Raw genomic sequence first — 19,293 nt, forward strand, 5'->3', positions numbered from 1 at the left:
CGGCGCGGTGGCGCCTTCGCGCGCGGCGGTGAGGGCCTGGTGCCAGCGGGTGGCGAGGTCGGCGGGGCCGTGGGGCGCGTCCTGAGGCATGAAGTCATTGTGCCGGTGCTTGCGGTGCCGGTGCGGGCCCGGTGCGGGCCGGTGCCGGTACCGCCCGGCAGATCACCGCCTCGTGGGGCCGGGTGCGGGCTGCGGAGGCGCGGGGCCGGGCCGTAGGGTGTCCACTGGACTAGACCTGTAGCCCCTGTAGCCCCTGTAGCCCTCGCCGGATCCGTGGCCCTCAAAGATAGGGATTTGATGAGCAACCGTGCAGTTCTGGAGGTGATCGCGCTCTCCGCGGAGGACGCGGTCGCCGCCCAGGCCGGTGGTGCCGACCGCCTTGAACTGGTCACCGATATGGCGGCCGACGGCCTGACACCGTCCCGAGAGACGTTCGCGGCGATCCGTGCCGCCGTCGACATCCCCCTGCGCGTGATGCTGCGGCTCACCGACGGGTTCGCGGCCGGTGACGTCGGCGCGCTCGTGACGGCGGCACGGAATCTGCGGGCCGACGGCGCGGACCAATTCGTACTCGGTTTCCTGGACGCCGACGGCAACCCCGACCTGGTGGCCGTCGAGCGGATCGTCGCCGAGATCGAGGGCTGCCCGTGGACGTTCCACCGGGCGATCGACCGGGCCGCCGACCGCGACGCGCTCCGCAAGGAGCTCGCCGACCTGCCCGGGCTTGACACCTACCTCACCGCGGGATCCCCCACCGGGGTCTCCGACGGCATGCCGACTCTGCTCGCGGAGGCCGCGCGCAGGGGTCAGCCGGGGTACGAGGCGCAGATCCTGGTCGGTGGGGGGCTGGGGCTCCCCCACCTGCCGCGGCTGCTGGCGGCCGGGGTCGACGCCGTACACATCGGGGGTGCGGCCAGGCCCGGCGGGTGGGCGCTGCCGGTCGACGCGGACGCGGTACGGGAGTGGCGGCGCGCGCTGGACGGCGGCTGAGGCGATCGGGGCCCCGCCCGGGACCCCGATCCTCAATGGCCGGATGGGCTGGAGATCTGCTCCGGCAGCGGCAGTGAATGCGTCACGATCAGGCCCGACACCGCACGGGTGAGCGCGACATACAGACGGCGCAGGCCCGTTCGTACGTCGGGCTCGCCCGCGACCACCGCCGCCGGTTCGTCCAGCACCACGTAGTCGTACTCAAGGCCCTTGGCGAGCGAGGCCGGCACCAGCGTCAGCCGGGAGTCGGCGCTGGTCTCCTGGCCCGGCTCCAGATGCGCGAGCCCCGCGGCCGTCAGCGCAGCCGACAGGGCGGGGATGCGGGCGTCGGCCGCGATCAGGCCCGTCGAGCCCTCGTGGTACAGGGAGTCCTGGCAGGCGGCGACGGCCGCAGCGTCCAGGTCGTCGGCCGTCCGTACCTCCAGCGAGCCGGGGTTCTCCCGTACGGACGAGACGGGCGCCAGCCCCGGTGACATGTGCGGCAGCAGCCGGGACGCGTACGCGATGACCTCACGCGGTACGCGGAAGCCGGCCGTCAGCTCCTCCACATGCGCGTCGCCCTTGCCCAGATGGTGCAGCGCCTCGTCCCAGCTCGACGTCGCCCAGGGCGTGGTGCCCTGCGCCAGGTCGCCGAGGATCGTCGCCGAACCGGTCGTGCAGCGGCGGCCCACCGCGCGGTACTGCATCGGCGAGAGGTCCTGCGCCTCGTCGAGGACGACATGGCCGAGCGAGTGCGTACGGGCGACCAGATCGCCGGCCTCGTCGATCAGTACCGCGTCCGCCAGGGACCACTTGGCGGACTTCACCGACCTGGCCGGCTTCTCCCAGAGGATGATCCGCTGCTCGTCGGCGGTCAGGATGCCCTCCGCGTGCGCGGCGAGGAACTTCGCGTCGCAGAGCAGCCGCAGCACCAGTCTGTCCGGATCGACCTGCGGCCAGGCCGCCTTGACCACGGCTTTCACCGCGGGGTTACGGGCCACCGCGTCCTGCACCCGGTCGTCGGGGGCCTCGCCCGCCTGCTCCATCCGGACCAGCACGGTGTGCGCGATGCGCTGCGGGAGGGCGTCGCGCGCGGCGCCGTAGCGGATGTCGCGGGCCAGCAACTCGCTGACGATCTCCTGCAGTTCGTACGCCGGGATCCGCCAGCGGCGCGAGCCCCTGACGACCATCGCGGGCTCGGTCGGCAGGGTCACATGCGAGCGCAGGGCCCTGCGCAGCACCTCGGCCATCCGGGCGTCGCCCTTGATGACGGCGGCGGCCGCGGTGTCGGTGCCCCTGATCTCGACGCCCGCCACCAGGTCGTCGACCGTGGCCTGCTTGACCTCCAACTCACCCAGGGCGGGGAGGACTTGTTCGATGTAGTGCAGGAAGGACCGGTTCGGCCCGATGACCAGGGTGCCGGTGCGCGCCAGCCGCTCGCGGTGCGCGTACAGCAGGTACGCGACCCGGTGCAGCCCGACGGCGGTCTTGCCGGTGCCGGGGCCGCCCTGGACGCAGACGGTGCCGCCGAGGTCCGACCGTACGATCTCGTCCTGCTCGGGCTGGATGGTCGCCACGATGTCCCGCATCGGCCCGACGCGGGGCCGTTCGATCTCGGCCTGGAGCAGTTTGCTGGTGGTCTGCTGGTCGGAGGCGGCCGGGGAGGTCAGATGCTCGTCCTCGTACGCGGTCAGCTCACCGCCCGTGTAGCCGAAGCGGCGGCGCAGCCCGATGTCCATCGGGTCCTTGGTGGACGCACGGTAGAAGGGCTGCGAGACGGGGGCGCGCCAGTCGATGACCATCGGGTCGCCGTCGGCGTCGTGCACATGACGGCGCCCGATGTAGAACCGCTCGCCTCCGCCGCCCTCGGCGAGCTCCGCGCCGGGGGCGTGCTGGTAGTCGAGGCGGCCGAAGAAGAGCGGGGTGTGCGCGAGGTCGGCGAGCGCCTTGATGCGGTCCTCGATCTGCGCTTCCAGGACGGCGGCGTTGACCCAGTTCGCGGTGACGTCGCGGATGTCGAGCCCCTGGACGTCCTCCCGCATGGCGCGCAGGGCGGCCCGGGAGCCGGTGAGGTGGGCACGCTCGCGGGCGAGTGGATCGGCGGGCGTGCCGCCGGGCGCGTCATCGGGTGCGTCGTCGGATGCGTCATGGAGTACGTCATCGAGTGCGTCGTCGGGGATGTCCTGCGGGACGTGCGTGGGCACGGTGGAGCCTCCGGGAGGGTACGGCTGATCACGACGTGGCGGCCGCCGGTTTCCGTCCGGGCGGCGGCGCTCCCTGGGGGAGGCGGGGGAAGGCGCGATTGTAGTCGGGGAGCGGGGGCGCGGGCCAATGGGTTTCTCCGGCCTGCTCACTGCTCACCGCCCCCTGCCTCCCTGCCTCCCTGCCCCCTGCCCCTGCTCACTGCTCGCTCGCGGCGTGCGTTCCCGACGAGGAGAGCGAGCGGGCTGTGCTCAGGGTTCGAGCAGGGGCCCGAGGGCGTGGGCGAACTCTGCCGGCTCGGCGCTCGCGCCGACGTGGTTGCCGGGCATGTCGATCAGCGGCAGCCCCAGAAGTCCAGCGAGTGCTCGGGTCGCCCGGCGCGCCATCTGGTGATGGCTCAGCGAGCCGGCGCACAGCGTCACCGAAACGCGACGGGTGGCCTCGATGTCGGGTACGTAGAAGACGGTGGGGCCGGCCATCTGCCCCAGGAAGTAGCGGTTCTTGTCGAGTTCGGCGACCGGCAGTTCGGGTAGCGCCACGTGGGCGGGAGGCATCTGGTCAGGCCCTGTGTGGTGGGCGGCGCCGCTGAGGTCGAAGAACTCTTGTACTGCCCGTTGCGGATCAGCCTCCGCGGCTTCGAACGCTGCTGCGGCCCGGCCTGCCAGGTCCGCGTCATCCAGGAGTGACACAAGGGGCGGTTCATGCAAGACGGCCCGGCCGACCACGTCAGGATGCCGCTTGCCCAGCTCCAGCAGCGTCACGGCACCGCCACTGGTACCGACGAACAAGGCGGGCCCTCCGGTGAACCTGTCGACAAGTGCGGCAAGATCCTCAGCAAGGACCTCGGGCGTGGGCGCAGCCATCCCTGGCACCGCCCGGCTGGCACCGATGCCACGCGGATCGTGGGTGACGACGGTGAACCGGTCTGCAAGCTCATGCGCCAGCGCTGCGAAGCCGGCCCGCCCAGCCGGCGCGCCGACGAGGAAGAGAAGCGGCCCCTCACCCTGGGCACCGAAGGCAAGCGTGCAGTCCGGTCGGTCGAGAAACTCAGCCGAACTCGTGATCCGATCACTGAAGTCCGCGATCTTCCGAGTGATCACATCGAGTGCGCGGTCCAGCTCCTCGCGCCTGTCGCGGACGCGACGGTGATGAGCCGTCAGCAACTCCACTCGCAGCCTGGCCGGATCACCCGCCTTGTCATCCGCGCCTGTGAACTGTGCGATGTCGGCCAGTGGCATCCCCGTCTCACGGAGGTGCACCAGCATGCGGATCAGCTCGACGTCAGCCGTCGTGTACTGGCGACGTCCCGCACCGTCGCGCCGTGGAGACGGTACGACCCCCTGGCGTTCGAAGTACCGCAATGTGTCGGGCGCCAGACCGATCCACGCCGAGACCTCCGCGATTCCAAACAGCTCATCTGGCTCACTCATGCCGCAAGCCTCGCCCCTGGACCTCGGTACAGGTCAAACGATCGTCGGACGGAACGGGCTGTGGAACGCCGTCATAGGCTCGTCGCTCCGGCCCATTCGAGGGTGGTCTCGATGGCATCGAGGAGATCGCCCGGGGTGCGTAGGTCGCGATGTTCCTGCCGTACCCGGCCGCTGGTCAAGTCACCGCACTCCAGCTCGGCTTCGCCGCTGTTCCAGACAATGAGTACGGCGACATGGTCGTCGTACTCCACCACCAGCCACGCGCTGGTCTTGGTTCGACCGTCGTCGGGTGATCGCTGGATGTCACCCATGACACCGTGTGACCGCAGTCGCTCATCGTTCTCGGTGAACCAGGTATGGAGCATCTGCGGAAGCTCATTCATCCCGCTCTCCCTCTGTCGTGGTCTCGCGGACGGGAGGGAATCCCGCTGACCGGCCGAGCATGAAGGGGCGCCCGGCCCTGTCGGATTCCAGCCCTGTGCCCGTGCTTCGCGGCGGTCGAGGCGGTCGCGGCGGTCGGGGAGGCCGACGAGGTCAGGGCCCCTCCGTGAGTGCCGCGGCGTGGTCGGCGGCCCACTGGTGGAACGTCCGCGGCGCCACCCCCAGGATGTCGGCCACCGCGGTCGTGACGTACGCGGGCTGTCCGACCGCCGCGCTCCACGCGGCGAGCAGCATCTCGACCACCGAGCTGGGCGCCGTGCCCTCCGACAGGCTCCGGAACTCGTCCGGAGTCATCTCCTCGAACGCGATCCGGCGCCCCAGCGCGTCCCCGATGGCGCCCACCTGCTCGGCCTGGGTCAGCGATTCGGGGCCCGTGAGGACGTAGTCGCCTCCGGCGAATCCGTCCCGGTGGAGCGTCCGCGCCGCGACCGCCGCGACATCGCGGTCGTCGACCGGTGCTGTCCCGGCCGCGCCGTACGGCCACCGGACGGCATCCCCGGCCCGGATCGCGGGCGCCCACCAGGCCAGCGAGTTCGACGCGAGCATCCCCGGCCGGATGATCGTCGATTCGAGCCCGGTGGCCGCGATGAGCCGCTCGATGTCGGCGTGCAGCGCGGCCATCGGGTTGGGCTGCTGGAAGAAGGGGTGCGGCGTCCGGTGCGGGGAGGAGAGGAAGACGACCCGCCGTACGTGGGCCGCCAGCCGCTCGACGACTGCCGCGGTGGTCCGGGGCGGGGCGGTCCACACGAGGAAGACCGCGCCCGCGCCGGTCAAGGCCGGGTCGAGCGACTCGGGCACGGTGAGGTCGCCGGTGAAGACCTCGGCCTCCGCAGGCAGCGTCGCCGCCGCATCGGAGCGATGGATGAGGGCGCGCACCGGCACGCCCGCGTCGATGAGTTGGCCGATGACGACGCGCCCGATCCGGCCCGTCGCCCCGGTGACGAGCACAGGGGGCATGGCTGTCTGCTGCATGCCGCCATGAAAACGTTACCCGGTTAAAAAAGCAACCTGGTCACAAATGTTACGGTGGTCCGATGAGCGAGCCGACGGGGCTGCGGGCCCGCAAGAAGGAGCGGACACGCGACGCCATCGGCGACGCGGCCGTCGCGCTGTTCCTTGAGCACGGCTTCGACCGCGTCTCGGTCAACGACATCGCCGCGGCGGCCGGGATCTCCAAGCCGACTCTCTTCCGGTACTTCCCCACCAAGGAAGACCTGGTGCTGCACCGGTTCGCGGACCACCAGGGCGAGGCGGCACGCGTCGTACGCGACCGCGGGTCCGGCACCGGGCCGGTGGCGGCGCTGCACCGGCACTTCCGGGCCGGCCTCGACCGGTACGACCCCGTCACCGGCCTCAACGATCACCCTCAAGTGGTGGCGTTCCACCGGCTGGTGTTCGCCACGCCGAGCCTGGCCGGACGGCTCACGCGGTACCAGCTGGAGGACGAGGAGGCCCTGGCGGATGCCCTCGGCGAGGGCATCCAGGCGCGCCTGCGCGCCGCCCAGGTCCTCGCGGTCCAGCGGGTACTCGCCCGGACCAACTGGCAGAAGATCGCCGACGGCCGGACCGCCGGCGACGTCCATCCCGAGGCCGTGGCCGATGCCGACCAGGCGTTCAGCCAACTGCGGTGAGGTGACGGTGACGGGCGATGCTGCGCCGCTCGACGCACCGAACTGACACCGACACCGACACCGATACCGACGCCGACGCCGAGGCCTGCGTCCGGCTACCGGCTACCAGGGCACCTCCTGGTCCTGGTAGTTGAGGAACCGCAGGCCCGGCTCGCCGCTGTGGTGTTCGATCGTGTCGACCACGCCCGGGATGGACTGGTCGATGCTCAGCGGCGCGTCCGGGCCGCCGAGTTCGGTGCGGACGTGGCCGGGGCACATGAGCAGGAGTGTGTGCGCGGCATCGGCGTACCGGACGGCGTAGCTGCGCATCAGCTGGTTCAGAGCCGACTTGCTCGCCCGGTAGACATCCTGGCCGCCCCGGGTGTTGAGGCCGATGCTGCCCTGGCGCGAGGACATGACGCCGATCGTCCCCGTGGGCGTGACCAGTGAGCGGAAGGACTCGACCACGCGCATCGGGCTGAGCGCGTTCGTGACCATGACCTCGACGAACATCTCTTCCGGGACGTCGCCGACGGGGATATTGCCCCGGGTGATGGCGGCGTTGACGAACAGCAGGTCGAGGGTGCGCCCCGCCAGGCGGTCGCGCAGCGCGCTGATCTGCTCCGGCCGTGTCGTGTCCAGGGACTCGACCGTGACGCTGCCCCCGGACTTCTCGGCCAGCTCGTGCAGATCCGTGCGGCTTTCGCCCCGTACGGTCCCGATGACGTCCCAGCCGCGGCGCGTGAACTCGGTGGCGAGAGCGAGCCCGAGGGAACGGGACGCCCCGACGATGAGAGCGGTCTTGGTGCTCATGCCTGCACCGCCGGCTTCAGAACCTCTTCGCACCAGGTGCGGAAGGTGGTCGGGCTCGCGGTCGCGGGGGTACGGCGTACACCGTCGTCGAGGCCGTCGTCCTTGGCCCTCGCCATGTCCACGAAGCCCGCGGCGACCGCCTCCCCGATCCCGTGTCCGGTGAGTGCGGCGCGGCAGTCGTCCAGTGACTGCCGTTCGTAGCGGACCGGGCGGCCGAGCACCTCGGACATGGTGCGTGCCATGTCGTTCGCCGACAGGTCTTCGGGGCCCAGTACCGGGACCTCGCCCGTCCCCGTCCACGAGCGGTCGAGCAGCAGGCCGGCGGCGGCCGCGGCGATGTCCCGGGTGGCGGCCGCCGGGGCTCTGCGGTCGGCGACGACAGTGTCCGTGAACACTCCGTGGTCACGGATCGACGCCACCTGCCGCAGCAGGTTGTCCATGAACGACGGGTTCGCGAGTGCCCGGTAGGCCACGCCCGTACGTGCGATGAGGTCGTCCATGGCCAGCGACGCGGTCACATGCCCGGCGCGACCGGCGGCGGGTGTGCCGCGGCCGAGTGCCGAGACGCCGACGACGTGTCGTACGCCGTGGGTCGTGAACGCCTCGGCAGCGGCGCGGGTGAACCCGGAGTACACCGCGTCCAGGCTCGGTGCCGCCGCGCCCGACGGGACGACCCAGAAGACGGCGTCGGCGCCGGTGAAGGCCCGGTCGACGACCTCGGCGTCGCCGTGGGAGCCCGTGACGACGTCGACGCGGGCGCGGGCCGCTGCGGGCAGTTTGCCGGGGTCGCGCACGATGACGCGCAGCTCTTCACCGCGGGTGGGGGTCTCGTTGAGCAGGATGTCCAGCAGCCGGCCGCCGATCTGGCCGGTGGGAGTGGTGATGACGATCATGCGTCGAGTCTCGGGGCGTCCGATCGGGACGTCCAATACCCTTGCCGGTCATTGATACCTTGAAGGCATGGATCTCGATCTGCGCAAGCTCCGCTACTTCGTCGCGGTGGCCGAGCACCGGCACTTCGGCCGGGCGGCGGAACAGCTCTACATCACCCAGCCGGTTCTGAGTCGTCAAGTCCGGGCGTTCGAGCAGGAGTTGGGATGCGACCTGCTCGCGCGGACCACTCGCAGCGTGGAGCTGACCGCCGCCGGGAAGCAGCTCTACGAGGAGGCGCGGGGGCTCCTCGCGGGCGTCGGGGCGGCGGTACAACGCGTGCACGACGTCGACCGGGGCGTCCAGCGGCTCGTGGTCGCTTTCTCTCCCGGGCTGCATGTGTCGGACGCGATCCGGGCGTTCGCGTCGCGCTACCCGCAGGTCGAGACCGATGTCGTCCCGGTGCGCTGGTGGGAGCCGGACGCGCCGCTCAGGGACGGCCGGGCCCAGGCCGGCTACCTGCGGCGGCCGTTCGACGAGTCGGGGCTGCACACCATCCCCATCGGACACGACCCCAGGGTCGCCTGTATGCCCGCGGCGCACCCGCTGGCATGCCGCGACGAGCTCACCTCCGCGGACCTCGCCGACGAGGGGATGCTCGACGCGCCGAGGCGGCGGACGTCGTCGCTGGAGGAGAAGTTCGAGCTGATCGCCTCCGGGCACGGCATCGCGCTCGTCCCGCTGAGCGTCGCGCGCTCGTACTCCCGCCCGGATCTCGTCCACCTTCCGGTCACGGACGCCCCGGAGTTCGATACCTGCCTGGCCGTCCGCACGGACCGGCGCGACAGGGTGCTGCGCGACTTCCAGGAGATCGCCATCGCGACGCTGCGGGGGGCCTGAGCCGGGGGTGGTCAGACGGGGCTGCCCCCGCCGTCCTTGACGCCCGCCACGAAGGAGGCGAATGCCTGGGCGGGGATGTGCAGAACCGGGCCGCTCGGGTTCTTGGAGTCACGTACGGGGACGATGCCGTGGGAGGCGGTGAGGTTGGCTGCGATCTCTACGCAGTTACCGCCGTTGTTGCTGTAGGAGGATGTGAACCAGCGGGGGGACTCGTCGGTCGTCACGGGGTGCCCTTTCGTGCCTCGTTGATCATGGCCACGGATGCCGCCTGCGACAGTGCTTCGGCCTGTAGCTGATGGTAGGTCGTCAGCATGGGCATCACGGATGCGCTCTCCCGGTCCAGGTGTCCCTGAGACTGGGACTCGGCGTAGCAGATCACAGATCGATCCGGCAGCGTCAGGAGATTGACGGGCAGGTCGAACGCTCGGCGTTCGCCTATCTCGAACGGTGCCACCTGCAGCACTGTGTTCGGCATGTCGGCGAACTCGACCAGGCGGGCCAACTGGGCCTTCATGACGGCCGCTCCGCCGATGGGCCGGCGGATGCAGCTTTCATCCATGATCACAAACAGCATGGGTGGACGGGATCGCATCACGGCTGCCTGCCGCTCCGCCAGGAACGAGACGCGTTCGTCCGCTTGGCCGGGCGTGATGGCGTTCCGTCGCACCGAGCTCTCGGCCAGAACCCGTGCGTACTGAGGTGTTTGCAAGAGTCCGGGGATGATCCCGATCTCGTAGAGCCGGATCTCCACGGCCCGGCCCTCGTGCCCCACATACTCCGGGAACCCCTCCAGTGGTGAGCCGCGCCGCATCTCGTGCCACTCGCGCTCCAGTGAGTCAGCAGAACCGGCAGCGCCGAAGGCGAGATCGGCCTTGCGCGAGAAAGGGAGGGTTGGCGGCTTCCTGCCAGTTTCAACAGCCGAAATATGCTGGCTCGAATACCCCAGGTCCCCGGCCAGATTTTCCTGGCTCCAGCCGCGTTTCTCCCGCAGCCTGCGGAGGTGTGCCCCGTAGGCCGCTTCCGGGCTGCTCCCGGGGTCCAGCTCCTTGCGGTTGACCATGCGCGCGCCCAACCCTTCCTTCGTTTCTGATTACTTGAAGGGTTCCTGACTCTAGGCCACGCTGAACCCCCTCGGTAGTGGAACGGCTACAGAGAGGAGTGAACGTTGTCCTGGGAGCACAAGCCCGCAACGGGCCAACGGGACGCCGAAACGGTCCAGTTGGCAGACCTGGTGGCGGCCGGCGGGTTCTGGCGGCTGGCGCCCGCGTGGGTGCCGCGTACCGGATATGCGCCACCCACGAAGGACCTTCTCCGCGATGTCATCGCCGGACTGGAAAGGCAGTTGGACCGAATGAGCGAGCAGCCCGAATTCGAGATCTCCGTACTCAAGTGGCCGCCCTGCCGGTGCGGCAACCCGGTCTGTCCCGATGCCCCAGCGGATGACGTCGACGAGTCGTCCACGACGGACCGGCTCCGCGAGCGGATCGCTGACGACAAGGGGGCCAGGCCGTGACGGATTTCGGTCCGGTCGATCGTGGGTACTGGACGAACAACGACCGGGAGAACGCCGAGGACGCTGCCACCGCGTTCGTCAACGCACTGCGGCGGCTCCAGGTCGACTTCGACGACATCGGCGTCGAAGAGCCATGCGCGGCCTGCAACCACCCGGCCCACATGATCTCGCTGGGCTCCATCTCCGTAGCGGAAGCAGCCCAGTTCGCCCAGCGGATCAACCGTCGGCTCGACGGTCTCGGTGAACTGGACGGGAGCCCGGGCGACGGTGGGCCGTCCGGCGGGCCGTGTCGGTCAGAACGTGACTCTGAACGACCGGTCGCCAAGCCCTCCTCTCATGCAGCACCGCGTTGATCTTTCCGGGGTCTGGGTCGGCCGGGGAGTGTCGTCCGTCGGTACCATCCTGTCTGTGCCACCTCCGATATGGATCCGCCTTGATGCCGCGGAGCGACGCAGGTACTGGTGGCGGACCGGGTTCGTGACGCTGACCTTTGTCGGAATGGCGGTGGCAGCCGGGCTCACTGCGCCGGCCGCAGAGCGGTGGTGGCGGATCGGCGGCGTCGCCGCCTTCGGTTTGCTCACACTCGCCTCCATGGTCAGCCAAGGGACGGGCACGACGCTCCTCACTTCCCAGGGCATGGAGTTCCGCACCCTCTTCAGGCGCAGGTCGGTGCCTTGGAGTGAGGTTACGGGGGTTGAGAAACGCGTCCGCACAGGTCGGAGTGGCACCTGGTCGGATGTGCGTGTCCTCCGAGTTCAGGGCCGGGCGCTCACTGTTCCCGGTGCCTTCACCGCCCGCTGGCACGACCGCAAGTTCGAGGCGAAGCTGGAGACCGTCCGGCAGTGCAGAGCTCGCGCCGACGACAGCTGATACGGCAGCAAGTCGTCGAGAGGGTGAACGTGGGGGCGCGGCACTGGTCGGGTTCGTCAGCGGCGCAGCGGGCCGATCACGGCCTCGACCGTGCGCAGTGCTTCCTCGCTGCGCACGAGTTCGGTGATGTGTTCTATGTCGGAGTGGAAGACCCGGTCCCCGTCGACCGTCGGTACGGTCTCCCGGATCCTGGCGCGCAGGGCGTTCGTGGCCGGTGAGGGGGAGAGCGGCGCGAGCAGGTCGAGTGCTTGCACGGCGCACATCACCTCGATCGCCACGACGTAGGCGAGTTTGTGTGCCGCCCGGTATGCCTTCAGCGCGGCCAGGTAGGCGTTGCTGACCGCGTCCTCCTGGCCGGCCGATGTGGGGGCCGTGTCCGCCGACGCGGGCACCGCGAGCGAGCGCAGTTCCATGGAGAGTGCGGCGGCCGTGTACTGCGCGATCATGTAGCCGCTGTTGAGTCCCGGCTCGGGCGTCAGGAACGCGGGCAGCTCGCTGAAGTTGCTGTTGACCAGGCGGTCGGTGCGGCGTTCGGACACCTTGGCCAGCACCGCCATCGCGTTCACCATGGAGTCGGCCTGGATGCCGACGTACGTGCTGTCGCAGTTCGCCCCCATCAGCGCCACCCCGTCCTCGCCCTCGGGGTGGATGACCGGGTTGTCGCCCACCGAGTGCAGTTCCTCGACGATGACTTCCCTGGCCTGGGCGAGCGCCCGCTTCGCGCCGCCGTGCATCTGCGGGACGGCGCGCAGGGCCAGGCTGTCCTGGAGCCGGTGGTCGATGAACTCGGCGCTGAGCGCGCTGGATTCGGTCAGCCGCCGCAGATTCTCGGCGACCGCGGCCTGCTCGGGGTGCCGTTTCCGTTCCTGAAGCCGGGCGTCGTAGGCCCGTACGGTGGCCTTGAGCGCCTGTACGGACAGGCTCGCCGCGACATCGGCCGTGGCCGCGGCGACGTCGGCGTCATAGGTGGCCAGGACGGCTATCGCGGTCACCGAGTGCGTCCCGTTGGTGAGCGACAGTCCTTCCTTGCAGCCGAGCCGCGTCGGCTCCTCGCCGATCCGGCTCAGTGCCTCGGCGCCGGGCAGCAACTCGTCGCCGTACCAGGCCCGGCCCTCGCCCAGCAGCACCAGGGCCATATGTGCCTCCGGGGCCAGATAGCCGACGGAGCCCTCGCCGGGTACGTACGGTGTGACCCGGGCGTTGAGCATCCGCCTGATCAGTTCGAGGGTTTCGAGGCGGATGCCGGAGAACCCTTCGCCGAGGCCGGTCAGCTCCATGAGGGCGATGGCGCGGACGATCTCGACGGGCAGTGGTTCGCCGACCGAAACGGCGTGTGAGCGCACGATGTTGCGCTGCAACCGCTCGGCGTCGTCCGGAGCGATCACCTCTGTGACGTTGTCGCCGAATCCGGTGGTCACGCCGTACACCAGGCGGTTCTCGGCCAGGAAACGCTCCACCAGCGCGCGTGACGTGCGTACCCGGTCCGCGTACGTCGCGTCGAACTCGACCCGGGCGCCGTGGCGGGCGACTGCGACGAACTGTTCGACGGTGATCGGGGCGTCGCCCAGGGTGATGGTGGCAGTCTCGCGGGCAGGCACGGGGATCCTCTCGCGTCCGGCATGTATTCATTCACTCGCCACGTCAATGAATCATTTTATGTAGGCCTTGGCAAGGGTGGTGCCAGGTGCCACGAGACCGGCCGCAAGTCTGCCTGTTCGGACCCGGATTCTGCCCTTGCTTACCTGGCTTCCTCCGACCGGTTCGCGTAGAAAGGCAAGTTGACCAATGGCCTGACCAGAGCTGAGGAGAGCTATGGAATCCGCGCAGCGCGAGACGTCCGAGGCGAAGAGGGAGACGGGGGCGGCCCGCCGCCTCCGGCCTGCGGACCCAGCGCGTACCGCAGCTCCCCGCGGGATCCTCGGGCTGCAGAGCACCGCGGGCAACGCGGCCGTCGTGCAGATGCTGCGGCAGGCCGGGCACGAGCAGACCCAGGAGCTGCACGAGCACGGCGCCGGCTGTGGGCATCAGGCGGCGGGGCCCGCGGTGCAGCGTGCCACGGCCCAGGACGTCCTGCGGCAGCCGGGAAGCCCGCTGGACAGTGCGGTCCGAGCCGAAATGGAGGCCCGGTTCGACACCGGATTCTCCGACGTCCGTATCCACGCGGACAGTTCCGCACAGGCTTCGGCGGCCGAGCTGGGGGCGCGCGCGTACACATCCGGCAGCCATGTGGTCATCGGTCAGGGCGGCGCGGACAAGCACACGCTGGCCCACGAGCTCACGCACGTCATCCAGCAGCGCAAGGGCCCGGTCGCCGGTACGGACAACGGCAACGGCCTGCGGGTGAGCGACCCCTCGGACCGGTTCGAGCGCGAGGCCGAGGAGAACGCGCACCGGGTGATGAGCGGAGCGGTCTCCACCAGGAGTGCTGCTTCCGAGGGGAGTTCGGGACCGGGCGACGGCGACACATCGGAGGGTGAACAGCCGACGGTCTCCCGGGCCATCCAGCGTGCCTACCGCGGCCGCCACAAGGTCTCCTACGCCTCCTCGTCCAGGAGCGGAGTGGGCAGCTACATGAAGGCCGAACTGCACCCCAAGGACGTGAAGTACGGCGGCAAGCCCAAGGTCAAGCCCAGCTGGTGGCCCAAGAAGGGGACTCCGGCCGGCGACTGGTTCGCCAAGTACATGGTCCAGGGCCACCTCCTCAACGACAACCTCGGCGGCCCCGGCGACACCCTGGACAACCTGACGCCGCTCACCAAGGGCGGTAACCGCAAGCATCACGAAATGACGGAGTACAACGTCAAGGACGAGATCAAGGCCGGCCGCATAGTCGAGTACACGGTGGAAGCAGTGTTCGACGGGCAGGTGACCGGGGCAAGCCTGGGTGCGACAGGCTCGGTCGCGGCGGAGATCGACAAGTACTACGCGCAGTCGATTCCGACGTACCTCGACTGCCAGACGACCGTCTACGACCCGAAGACGGGTAAGGAGCTGTACGGCGAGGGCTGGATCGTGCACAACACGATGGCCTAGGGATCACGTACGGGCCCCGGGGTACCGAGCTCCGGCCCCCGGCGCCACGTCACGTCACACCACGCAGAACTCGTTGCCCTCCGGGTCGGCCAGCACCACATGGTCCGGCTTGCCCTGGAGCGCTTCCTCGCGCAGCACCGTCGCCCCGGCGGCCGTCAGCCGCTCGGTGGCGGCCAGCACGCGCGGCCACCGCACCTCCCAGGGGGTCTCGCGGCCGCCACCCGCCTGCACGTCCAGGTGCAGGCGGTTCTTCACCGCCTTGCCCTCCGGCACCTTCAGGAAGGACAGCGCGGGGGCGGCGCCGGCCGGGTCGTAGAGGTAGGCGCCGTCGTTCCACTCGTCCTCGGGGACACCGTGGTGCAGGAGCCACTCGGGCCAGGTCGCGAACCCCTCGGGCGCGGGCCGCTCGGCGTACCCGAGCGCCTCCGCCCAGAAGCGCGACAGCGCGGCCGGGTCGGCGCAGTCCACGGTCAGGCTCCAGCGGATCGCCACCTGTGCCTCGCTCTCCTCGCGTGACGTACGTGGGTACGTGGGTACGTGGGTACGCGCGTACGTCCGTGGGTACATGCGTCCGTGCGGTGCTCGCGCGGCGTCCTACCCGTAGGGGATCCCATGGGCCTTGAGTCGTAGGCGCCCGGCCCGTGCGTTACGACCACAGCCTGACGCCCCGCGGCCGCCGGAAAACCATCATGGATACATGACCACAGCAACCGCCACCGCGCCGCCCGGTACATCCGCCCGCACGTCCGCGTCCCGCACCTCCGTGGCCCGGCCCGTCCGCAGCGCCGTCCGCGCGGTCGGGGCCTTCGCGTCGGCCGCCTTCAGCGTCATGATCCTCGGCGAGCACGGCAACCGCTGAACCGGCGCCGCCCCAGCCGCTCCCCTCGCCCTCACGGCCGCCCCGCTGCCCTGCCCTGCCCTGCCCCGCCCTGCCCCGCTCGACGCAGCCGCGTCCCGGTCGTCAGGGAGCAGTCCCCTCGTCCGTGTCCGACGAGCCGGTGTCCGATGAGCCGGTGCCCGATGGGCCGGTGCCCGACGTACCCGTGTCCGACGAGCCGCTGTCCGCAGCGCCGCTGTCCGCAGCACCGCTCTCCGCGGCGCCCGTCTCCGTGGGGTCCGTCAGCTCCAGCGCGGCGGCCGGACCCGCCAGCAGCTCGTCCGCGTCCACGATCCGGTACGCGTACCCCTGCTCGGCCAGGAACCGCTGCCGGTGTGCCGCGAAGTCCTGGTCGATCGTGTCCCGAGCCACCACCGAGTAGAACCGCGCCTCGTGCCCGTCCGCCTTCGGACGCAGCACCCGGCCAAGACGCTGCGCCTCCTCCTGACGCGAGCCGAAGGTCCCCGAGACCTGGATGGCGACCGTCGCCTCCGGAAGGTCGATCGAGAAGTTCGCGACCTTCGAGACGACCAGCACACTGATCTCGCCCTCACGGAACGCCCCGAAGAGCTTCTCGCGCTGCGCGTTCGTCGTCTCGCCCTTGATGACCGGCGCGTCCAGATGCTCGCCCAGCTCGTCCAGCTGGTCGATGTACTGGCCGATGACCAGGGTCTGCTCGCCCTGGTGCTTGCGGACCAGCGCCTCCGTGACCTTCCGCTTGGTCGCGGTCGTCGCGCAGTAGCGGTACTTCTCCTCCGCCTCGGCCGTGGCGTAGGCGAGCCGCTCGCTGTCCGTCAGATTGACCCGGACCTCCACACAGTCGGCGGGCGCGATGTAGCCCTGCGCCTCGATCTCCTTCCACGGCGCGTCGAACCGCTTGGGCCCGATCAGCGAGAAGACGTCCGACTCACGGCCGTCCTCCCGCACGAGCGTCGCGGTGAGCCCGAGCCGGCGCCGCGCCTGCAGATCGGCGGTGAACTTGAAGACCGGTGCGGGCAGCAGATGCACCTCGTCGTAGATGACCAGCCCCCAGTCGCGCGAGTCGAACAGCTCCAGGTGCGGGTAGACGCCCTTCCTGCGGGTCGTCAGCACCTGGTACGTGGCGATGGTGACCGGGCGGATCTCCTTCTTCGTACCGCTGTACTCGCCGATCTCCTCCTCGGTGAGGGAGGTACGTTTCACCAGCTCGTGCTTCCACTGCCGGGCCGAGACGGTGTTGGTGACCAGGATCAGCGTCGTCGCCTTGGCCTCGGCCATCGCACCGGCCCCGACCAGGGTCTTTCCCGCGCCACAGGGCAGGACGACGACACCGGAGCCGCCGTGCCAGAAGTTCTCCACGGCCTGCTGCTGGTACGGCCGGAGCGACCAGCCCTCCTGGTCCAGGTCGATCTGGTGCGCCTCGCCGTCGACGTAACCGGCGAGGTCCTCGGCGGGCCAGCCCAGCTTCAGCAGCGTCTGCTTGATCTGACCGCGCTCGGAGGGGTGCACGGCCACGGTGTCCGGGTCGAGCCGGGCTCCGACCAGCGGGGCGACCTTCTTCGACCGGAGGATCTCCTCCAGCACGGGCCGGTCGGTCGAGGTGAGCACCAGCCCGTGCACGGGGTGCTTGGAGAGTGTGAGACGGCCGTACCTGGCCATGGTCTCGGCGACGTCCACGAGCAGCGCGTGCGGCACGGGGTAGCGGGAGAACTCGACCAGCGCGTCGACGACCTGCTCGGCATCGTGCCCCGCGGCCCGCGCGTTCCACAGGCCGAGCGGGGTCAGCCGGTAGGTGTGGATGTGCTCGGGGGCGCGCTCCAGCTCCGCGAACGGTGCGATGGCGCGACGGCAGGCGTCCGCCTGCTCGTGGTCCACCTCCAGGAGCAGTGTCTTGTCGCTCTGGACGATGAGAGGTCCGTTCACGCCATGAGTCCCTTCGCGCCGTGAGCATGCGGTGGGGCCGAACCAGTCAGGCTGAACCAGCAGGGCCAAACCACCAGTGTCGCGCATTCCGGCGGGGGTACACGCTGCGTCATGGACTCCGAACACTCCGAACCGCGACTGCAGCGCCGTACGTGGGGCTCGGCAGTGCTCCGCGCCCTCGTGTTACTGCTCGGTTTCGCCTGCATGGTCGGCTTCGCCGTCGCCCTGGCCAAGGTGACGCTGGTGCCTTCCGCCGCCTCGGTGGACCTCACCCACACGAACCTCACCCCAGGTGACTCGATCCGTACGTACGTCGACCAGCCGGCCTTCCGCGACACGGTCAAGCAGATCGGCGGCAATCTGCTGCTCGGGATGCCGTTCGGGGTGCTGCTGCCCGTGCTGATCCCCAAGGCGCGCGGGCTGCTGCGGGTGGTCCTGGTGACCGCCGTCGTGATGCTTCTCGTCGAGACGGCGCAGGGGCTGCTGATCACCGGGCGCGCCTTCGACATCGACGACGTGATCCTGAACACGACGGGCGCGCTGCTCGGGTATCTGCTGCTCGGCCGACGGCTGGGACGCGCGCTGCACCCCCGGCGCACCCACTGGTGGCAGCGGACGGCCCGGCAGACACCCACGACGAAGCCGGCTGCTGGATCTTCAGCGAAGTCTTCCGCCAAGCCCGCGGCCGAACCCCGTGCCAAGTCTCCGGCCAAGCCCGCCGCCAAGCCGCGCGCCAAGTCCCCTGCCAAGCCCGCCGCCAAGTCCGCCGCCAAGGCGAAGGCCCCGGCCCGGAAGGCGCCCGCCAAGAAGTCCGCCGCCAAGTCGCCCGCCAAACCCGGGGCCAAGTCCCCGACCAGGGCGTCCCGTTGGTGGTCCGCTGTCAGGACGGGTCGTCGGTCAGCTCCGCAACGCCCGTGATGCGGTGCAGCGGATACGTACGGACGTCGTCCGCGGTGTGGTCGTACGCCGTGACGAAGCCGCCCTCCACTCTGACCGGCGCGATCACGCGCTTGCTGGCGGCGCCGTCCGCGTTGACGTAGCCGATCCACAGCGCGGCGCCCGTCATCGCCGCCGCCTGCACCGTGGCGAGCGTCTCGGCGGACGGGGTGCGGGGCAGGTCCCCGTGTTCCTGCACCGGCGCGTGCACCACCGTGGCGGCCGTGTCGCCCGCCTTGATCGCTCGCAGCGCCGCGCCCAGCAGGACGTCGTCGGGGACCGGCGGGCCCTCCGGGACCGGGGCGGGCGCGGCGCGCGGCGGGGTGCGGTAGGCGTCGGCGCGGGTGATCAGGACGTCCCCATCGGCGGACTCGGCGGCCGGGGCGAAGCCCATCGAGCGCAGCCCTTCGAGCAGCCCGGCGGGTCCCGCCATGGAGGCCAGCACCGTGGGGGCGAGGCGGCGCAGCCGCAGCGGCTGGGACCGGGTGTCGGCCATGATCTCGCTGAGGACCGCGTCGTCGTCGCAGCGTACGTACGAGGAGGCCGCGCCGACCCGCAGATGGCCGTGTTTCCTGGCGACGTCGTCGATCAGATACGTGAGCGGCTGCGGCACCGGCGTACGGCTGTGGGCTGCCAGGAAGGCGTGCAGGTCGGCCGCGGTCTGTCCGGCGTCGAGCGCCCTGCGTACCGAGCCCGCCGTGAAGCGGTAGACGGTGGCGCCGCCCTTGGACTCGACGTCGGCGGCGACCCCGAGCAGCGCGGCGAGCGGGCGCTCCAGCGGGCCGGGGGCGACCGCCGTGAGGTCGGCCTGGAGCAGGACGTGGTCGAGCGGCTCCGGGATCAGCGGGGTGATCGCGTCGGCGGCGCGGGCGCGGGCGGCTGCCAGTTCGGCGGGGGTCGGCGCGGGGCGCGGGCCGCTGTCGGCCG

Annotated in this window: 19 protein-coding genes and 2 pseudogenes; 9 read left to right on the plus strand and 12 right to left on the minus strand. The window is 70.5% G+C overall.

The window, feature by feature from the left end:
* The first annotated feature begins 297 nt into the window (after positions 1 to 297).
* Entirely contained in the window at positions 298 to 990 is a 693-nt protein-coding gene (locus tag G3I19_RS22660; protein ID WP_164265520.1) for a copper homeostasis protein CutC, read from the plus strand.
* A gap of 32 nt (positions 991 to 1,022) precedes the next feature.
* Here G3I19_RS22660 and G3I19_RS22665 read toward each other — a convergent pair whose 3' ends face one another.
* The 4 genes from G3I19_RS22665 to G3I19_RS22680 all read right to left on the minus strand — a co-directional run bounded on the left by G3I19_RS22665 (position 1,023) and on the right by G3I19_RS22680 (position 6,014).
* Positions 1,023 to 3,173 (minus strand): UvrD-helicase domain-containing protein, encoded by a 2,151-nt coding sequence (locus G3I19_RS22665; RefSeq protein WP_343235176.1) that lies wholly within the window; start codon positions 3,171 to 3,173, stop codon positions 1,023 to 1,025.
* Between the two features lie 249 nt (positions 3,174 to 3,422).
* Positions 3,423 to 4,601, minus strand: coding sequence for an alpha/beta fold hydrolase (locus G3I19_RS22670; protein ID WP_164265521.1), 1,179 nt, complete (start codon positions 4,599 to 4,601; stop codon positions 3,423 to 3,425).
* A 71-nt stretch (positions 4,602 to 4,672) separates the two neighbouring features.
* Positions 4,673 to 4,984, minus strand: a complete 312-nt coding sequence (locus G3I19_RS22675; RefSeq protein ID WP_164265522.1) for a hypothetical protein — start codon at positions 4,982 to 4,984, stop codon at positions 4,673 to 4,675.
* A gap of 151 nt (positions 4,985 to 5,135) precedes the next feature.
* Entirely contained in the window at positions 5,136 to 6,014 is an 879-nt protein-coding gene (locus G3I19_RS22680) for an NAD(P)H-binding protein (RefSeq protein WP_203599952.1), read from the minus strand.
* A 62-nt stretch (positions 6,015 to 6,076) separates the two neighbouring features.
* On the opposite strand from G3I19_RS22680, the gene G3I19_RS22685 reads away from it, so the two are divergent.
* Positions 6,077 to 6,673 carry a TetR family transcriptional regulator gene (locus G3I19_RS22685; protein ID WP_164265523.1) on the plus strand — a complete coding sequence of 199 codons (597 nt, stop codon included), beginning with the start codon at positions 6,077 to 6,079 and terminating at the stop codon, positions 6,671 to 6,673.
* 102 nt (positions 6,674 to 6,775) lie between these two features.
* Here the strand turns inward: G3I19_RS22685 and G3I19_RS22690 are convergent, their stop codons facing one another.
* Both G3I19_RS22690 and G3I19_RS22695 read right to left on the minus strand, forming a co-directional pair.
* The gene (locus tag G3I19_RS22690; protein WP_164265524.1) at positions 6,776 to 7,465 is read right to left on the minus strand and encodes an SDR family oxidoreductase; all 690 of its coding nucleotides are present in this window, start codon (positions 7,463 to 7,465) and stop codon (positions 6,776 to 6,778) included.
* Positions 7,462 to 8,358, minus strand: a complete 897-nt coding sequence (locus G3I19_RS22695; protein WP_164265525.1) for an NAD(P)H-binding protein — start codon at positions 8,356 to 8,358, stop codon at positions 7,462 to 7,464. Before G3I19_RS22695 ends, G3I19_RS22690 begins: the two co-directional genes overlap by 4 nt.
* Positions 8,359 to 8,425: 67 nt before the next feature.
* On the opposite strand from G3I19_RS22695, the gene G3I19_RS22700 reads away from it, so the two are divergent.
* A complete protein-coding gene (locus tag G3I19_RS22700) occupies positions 8,426 to 9,235 on the plus strand; it encodes a LysR family transcriptional regulator (RefSeq protein ID WP_164265526.1) in 810 nt (269 codons plus the stop codon).
* A gap of 11 nt (positions 9,236 to 9,246) precedes the next feature.
* Here the strand turns inward: G3I19_RS22700 and G3I19_RS22705 are convergent, their stop codons facing one another.
* Positions 9,247 to 9,459, minus strand: a complete 213-nt coding sequence (locus G3I19_RS22705) for a DUF397 domain-containing protein (protein ID WP_164265527.1) — start codon at positions 9,457 to 9,459, stop codon at positions 9,247 to 9,249.
* Positions 9,456 to 10,295 carry a helix-turn-helix transcriptional regulator gene (locus G3I19_RS22710; RefSeq protein ID WP_164265528.1) on the minus strand — a complete coding sequence of 280 codons (840 nt, stop codon included), beginning with the start codon at positions 10,293 to 10,295 and terminating at the stop codon, positions 9,456 to 9,458. Before G3I19_RS22710 ends, G3I19_RS22705 begins: the two co-directional genes overlap by 4 nt.
* 105 nt (positions 10,296 to 10,400) lie before the next feature.
* Here G3I19_RS22710 and G3I19_RS22715 point away from each other — a divergent pair, with 105 nt between their 5' ends.
* The 3 genes from G3I19_RS22715 to G3I19_RS38325 are packed head-to-tail and all read left to right on the plus strand — an operon-like array spanning position 10,401 to position 11,618.
* Positions 10,401 to 10,748, plus strand: a complete 348-nt coding sequence (locus tag G3I19_RS22715; protein ID WP_164265529.1) for a hypothetical protein — start codon at positions 10,401 to 10,403, stop codon at positions 10,746 to 10,748.
* Complete coding sequence (locus G3I19_RS22720; protein ID WP_164265530.1) at positions 10,745 to 11,101, plus strand: hypothetical protein; 357 nt, start codon at positions 10,745 to 10,747, stop codon at positions 11,099 to 11,101. The genes G3I19_RS22715 and G3I19_RS22720 overlap by 4 nt, the downstream gene beginning before the upstream one ends.
* A gap of 55 nt (positions 11,102 to 11,156) precedes the next feature.
* Entirely contained in the window at positions 11,157 to 11,618 is a 462-nt protein-coding gene (locus G3I19_RS38325) for a PH domain-containing protein (RefSeq protein ID WP_343235177.1), read from the plus strand.
* A 56-nt stretch (positions 11,619 to 11,674) separates the two neighbouring features.
* Here G3I19_RS38325 and G3I19_RS22730 read toward each other — a convergent pair whose 3' ends face one another.
* Positions 11,675 to 13,216, minus strand: coding sequence for an aromatic amino acid lyase (locus G3I19_RS22730; RefSeq protein ID WP_164265531.1), 1,542 nt, complete (start codon positions 13,214 to 13,216; stop codon positions 11,675 to 11,677).
* Between the two features lie 361 nt (positions 13,217 to 13,577).
* Here G3I19_RS22730 and G3I19_RS22735 point away from each other — a divergent pair, with 361 nt between their 5' ends.
* Positions 13,578 to 14,651 carry a DUF4157 domain-containing protein gene (locus G3I19_RS22735; protein WP_239074685.1) on the plus strand — a complete coding sequence of 358 codons (1,074 nt, stop codon included), beginning with the start codon at positions 13,578 to 13,580 and terminating at the stop codon, positions 14,649 to 14,651.
* A gap of 54 nt (positions 14,652 to 14,705) precedes the next feature.
* Here the strand turns inward: G3I19_RS22735 and G3I19_RS22740 are convergent, their stop codons facing one another.
* The gene (locus G3I19_RS22740) at positions 14,706 to 15,143 is read right to left on the minus strand and encodes a VOC family protein (RefSeq protein ID WP_164265537.1); all 438 of its coding nucleotides are present in this window, start codon (positions 15,141 to 15,143) and stop codon (positions 14,706 to 14,708) included.
* A 205-nt stretch (positions 15,144 to 15,348) separates the two neighbouring features.
* On the opposite strand from G3I19_RS22740, the gene G3I19_RS36965 reads away from it, so the two are divergent.
* On the plus strand, positions 15,349 to 15,510 hold the full coding sequence (locus G3I19_RS36965) for a hypothetical protein (protein WP_203599954.1): 162 nt from the start codon (positions 15,349 to 15,351) through the stop codon (positions 15,508 to 15,510).
* Positions 15,511 to 15,795: 285 nt separating this feature from the next.
* On the opposite strand, the pseudogene G3I19_RS22745 reads toward G3I19_RS36965, so the two are convergent.
* Positions 15,796 to 17,430: pseudogene (locus G3I19_RS22745) on the minus strand (DNA repair helicase XPB); the annotation flags it as partial.
* A gap of 168 nt (positions 17,431 to 17,598) precedes the next feature.
* On the opposite strand from G3I19_RS22745, the pseudogene G3I19_RS37635 reads away from it, so the two are divergent.
* Positions 17,599 to 18,039, plus strand: a pseudogene (locus G3I19_RS37635) (VanZ family protein); the annotation flags it as partial.
* A gap of 271 nt (positions 18,040 to 18,310) precedes the next feature.
* Here the strand turns inward: G3I19_RS37635 and G3I19_RS22755 are convergent.
* Positions 18,311 to 19,293, minus strand: a 983-nt coding sequence (locus G3I19_RS22755; RefSeq protein WP_203599955.1) for a helicase C-terminal domain-containing protein, incomplete at its 5' end; no start/stop codon positions are given.

The organism is Streptomyces sp. SID10853 (genome assembly GCF_010548145.1).
GTDB lineage: Bacteria > Actinomycetota > Actinomycetes > Streptomycetales > Streptomycetaceae > Streptomyces.

Excerpts from the sequence above, each read along its gene's own strand:
- G3I19_RS22660 (WP_164265520.1), top strand. The coding sequence starts at position 298 with ATGAGCAACCGTGCAGTTCTGGAGGTGATCGCGCTCTCCGCGGAGGAC.
- G3I19_RS22670 (WP_164265521.1), bottom strand. The coding sequence starts at position 4,601 with ATGAGTGAGCCAGATGAGCTGTTTGGAATCGCGGAGGTCTCGGCGTGG.
- G3I19_RS22675 (WP_164265522.1), bottom strand. The coding sequence starts at position 4,984 with ATGAATGAGCTTCCGCAGATGCTCCATACCTGGTTCACCGAGAACGAT.
- G3I19_RS22680 (WP_203599952.1), bottom strand. The coding sequence starts at position 6,014 with ATGCAGCAGACAGCCATGCCCCCTGTGCTCGTCACCGGGGCGACGGGC.
- G3I19_RS22685 (WP_164265523.1), top strand. The coding sequence starts at position 6,077 with ATGAGCGAGCCGACGGGGCTGCGGGCCCGCAAGAAGGAGCGGACACGC.
- G3I19_RS22690 (WP_164265524.1), bottom strand. The coding sequence starts at position 7,465 with ATGAGCACCAAGACCGCTCTCATCGTCGGGGCGTCCCGTTCCCTCGGG.
- G3I19_RS22695 (WP_164265525.1), bottom strand. The coding sequence starts at position 8,358 with ATGATCGTCATCACCACTCCCACCGGCCAGATCGGCGGCCGGCTGCTG.
- G3I19_RS22700 (WP_164265526.1), top strand. The coding sequence starts at position 8,426 with ATGGATCTCGATCTGCGCAAGCTCCGCTACTTCGTCGCGGTGGCCGAG.
- G3I19_RS22710 (WP_164265528.1), bottom strand. The coding sequence starts at position 10,295 with ATGGTCAACCGCAAGGAGCTGGACCCCGGGAGCAGCCCGGAAGCGGCC.
- G3I19_RS22735 (WP_239074685.1), top strand. The coding sequence starts at position 13,578 with ATGCTGCGGCAGGCCGGGCACGAGCAGACCCAGGAGCTGCACGAGCAC.
- G3I19_RS36965 (WP_203599954.1), top strand. The coding sequence starts at position 15,349 with ATGACCACAGCAACCGCCACCGCGCCGCCCGGTACATCCGCCCGCACG.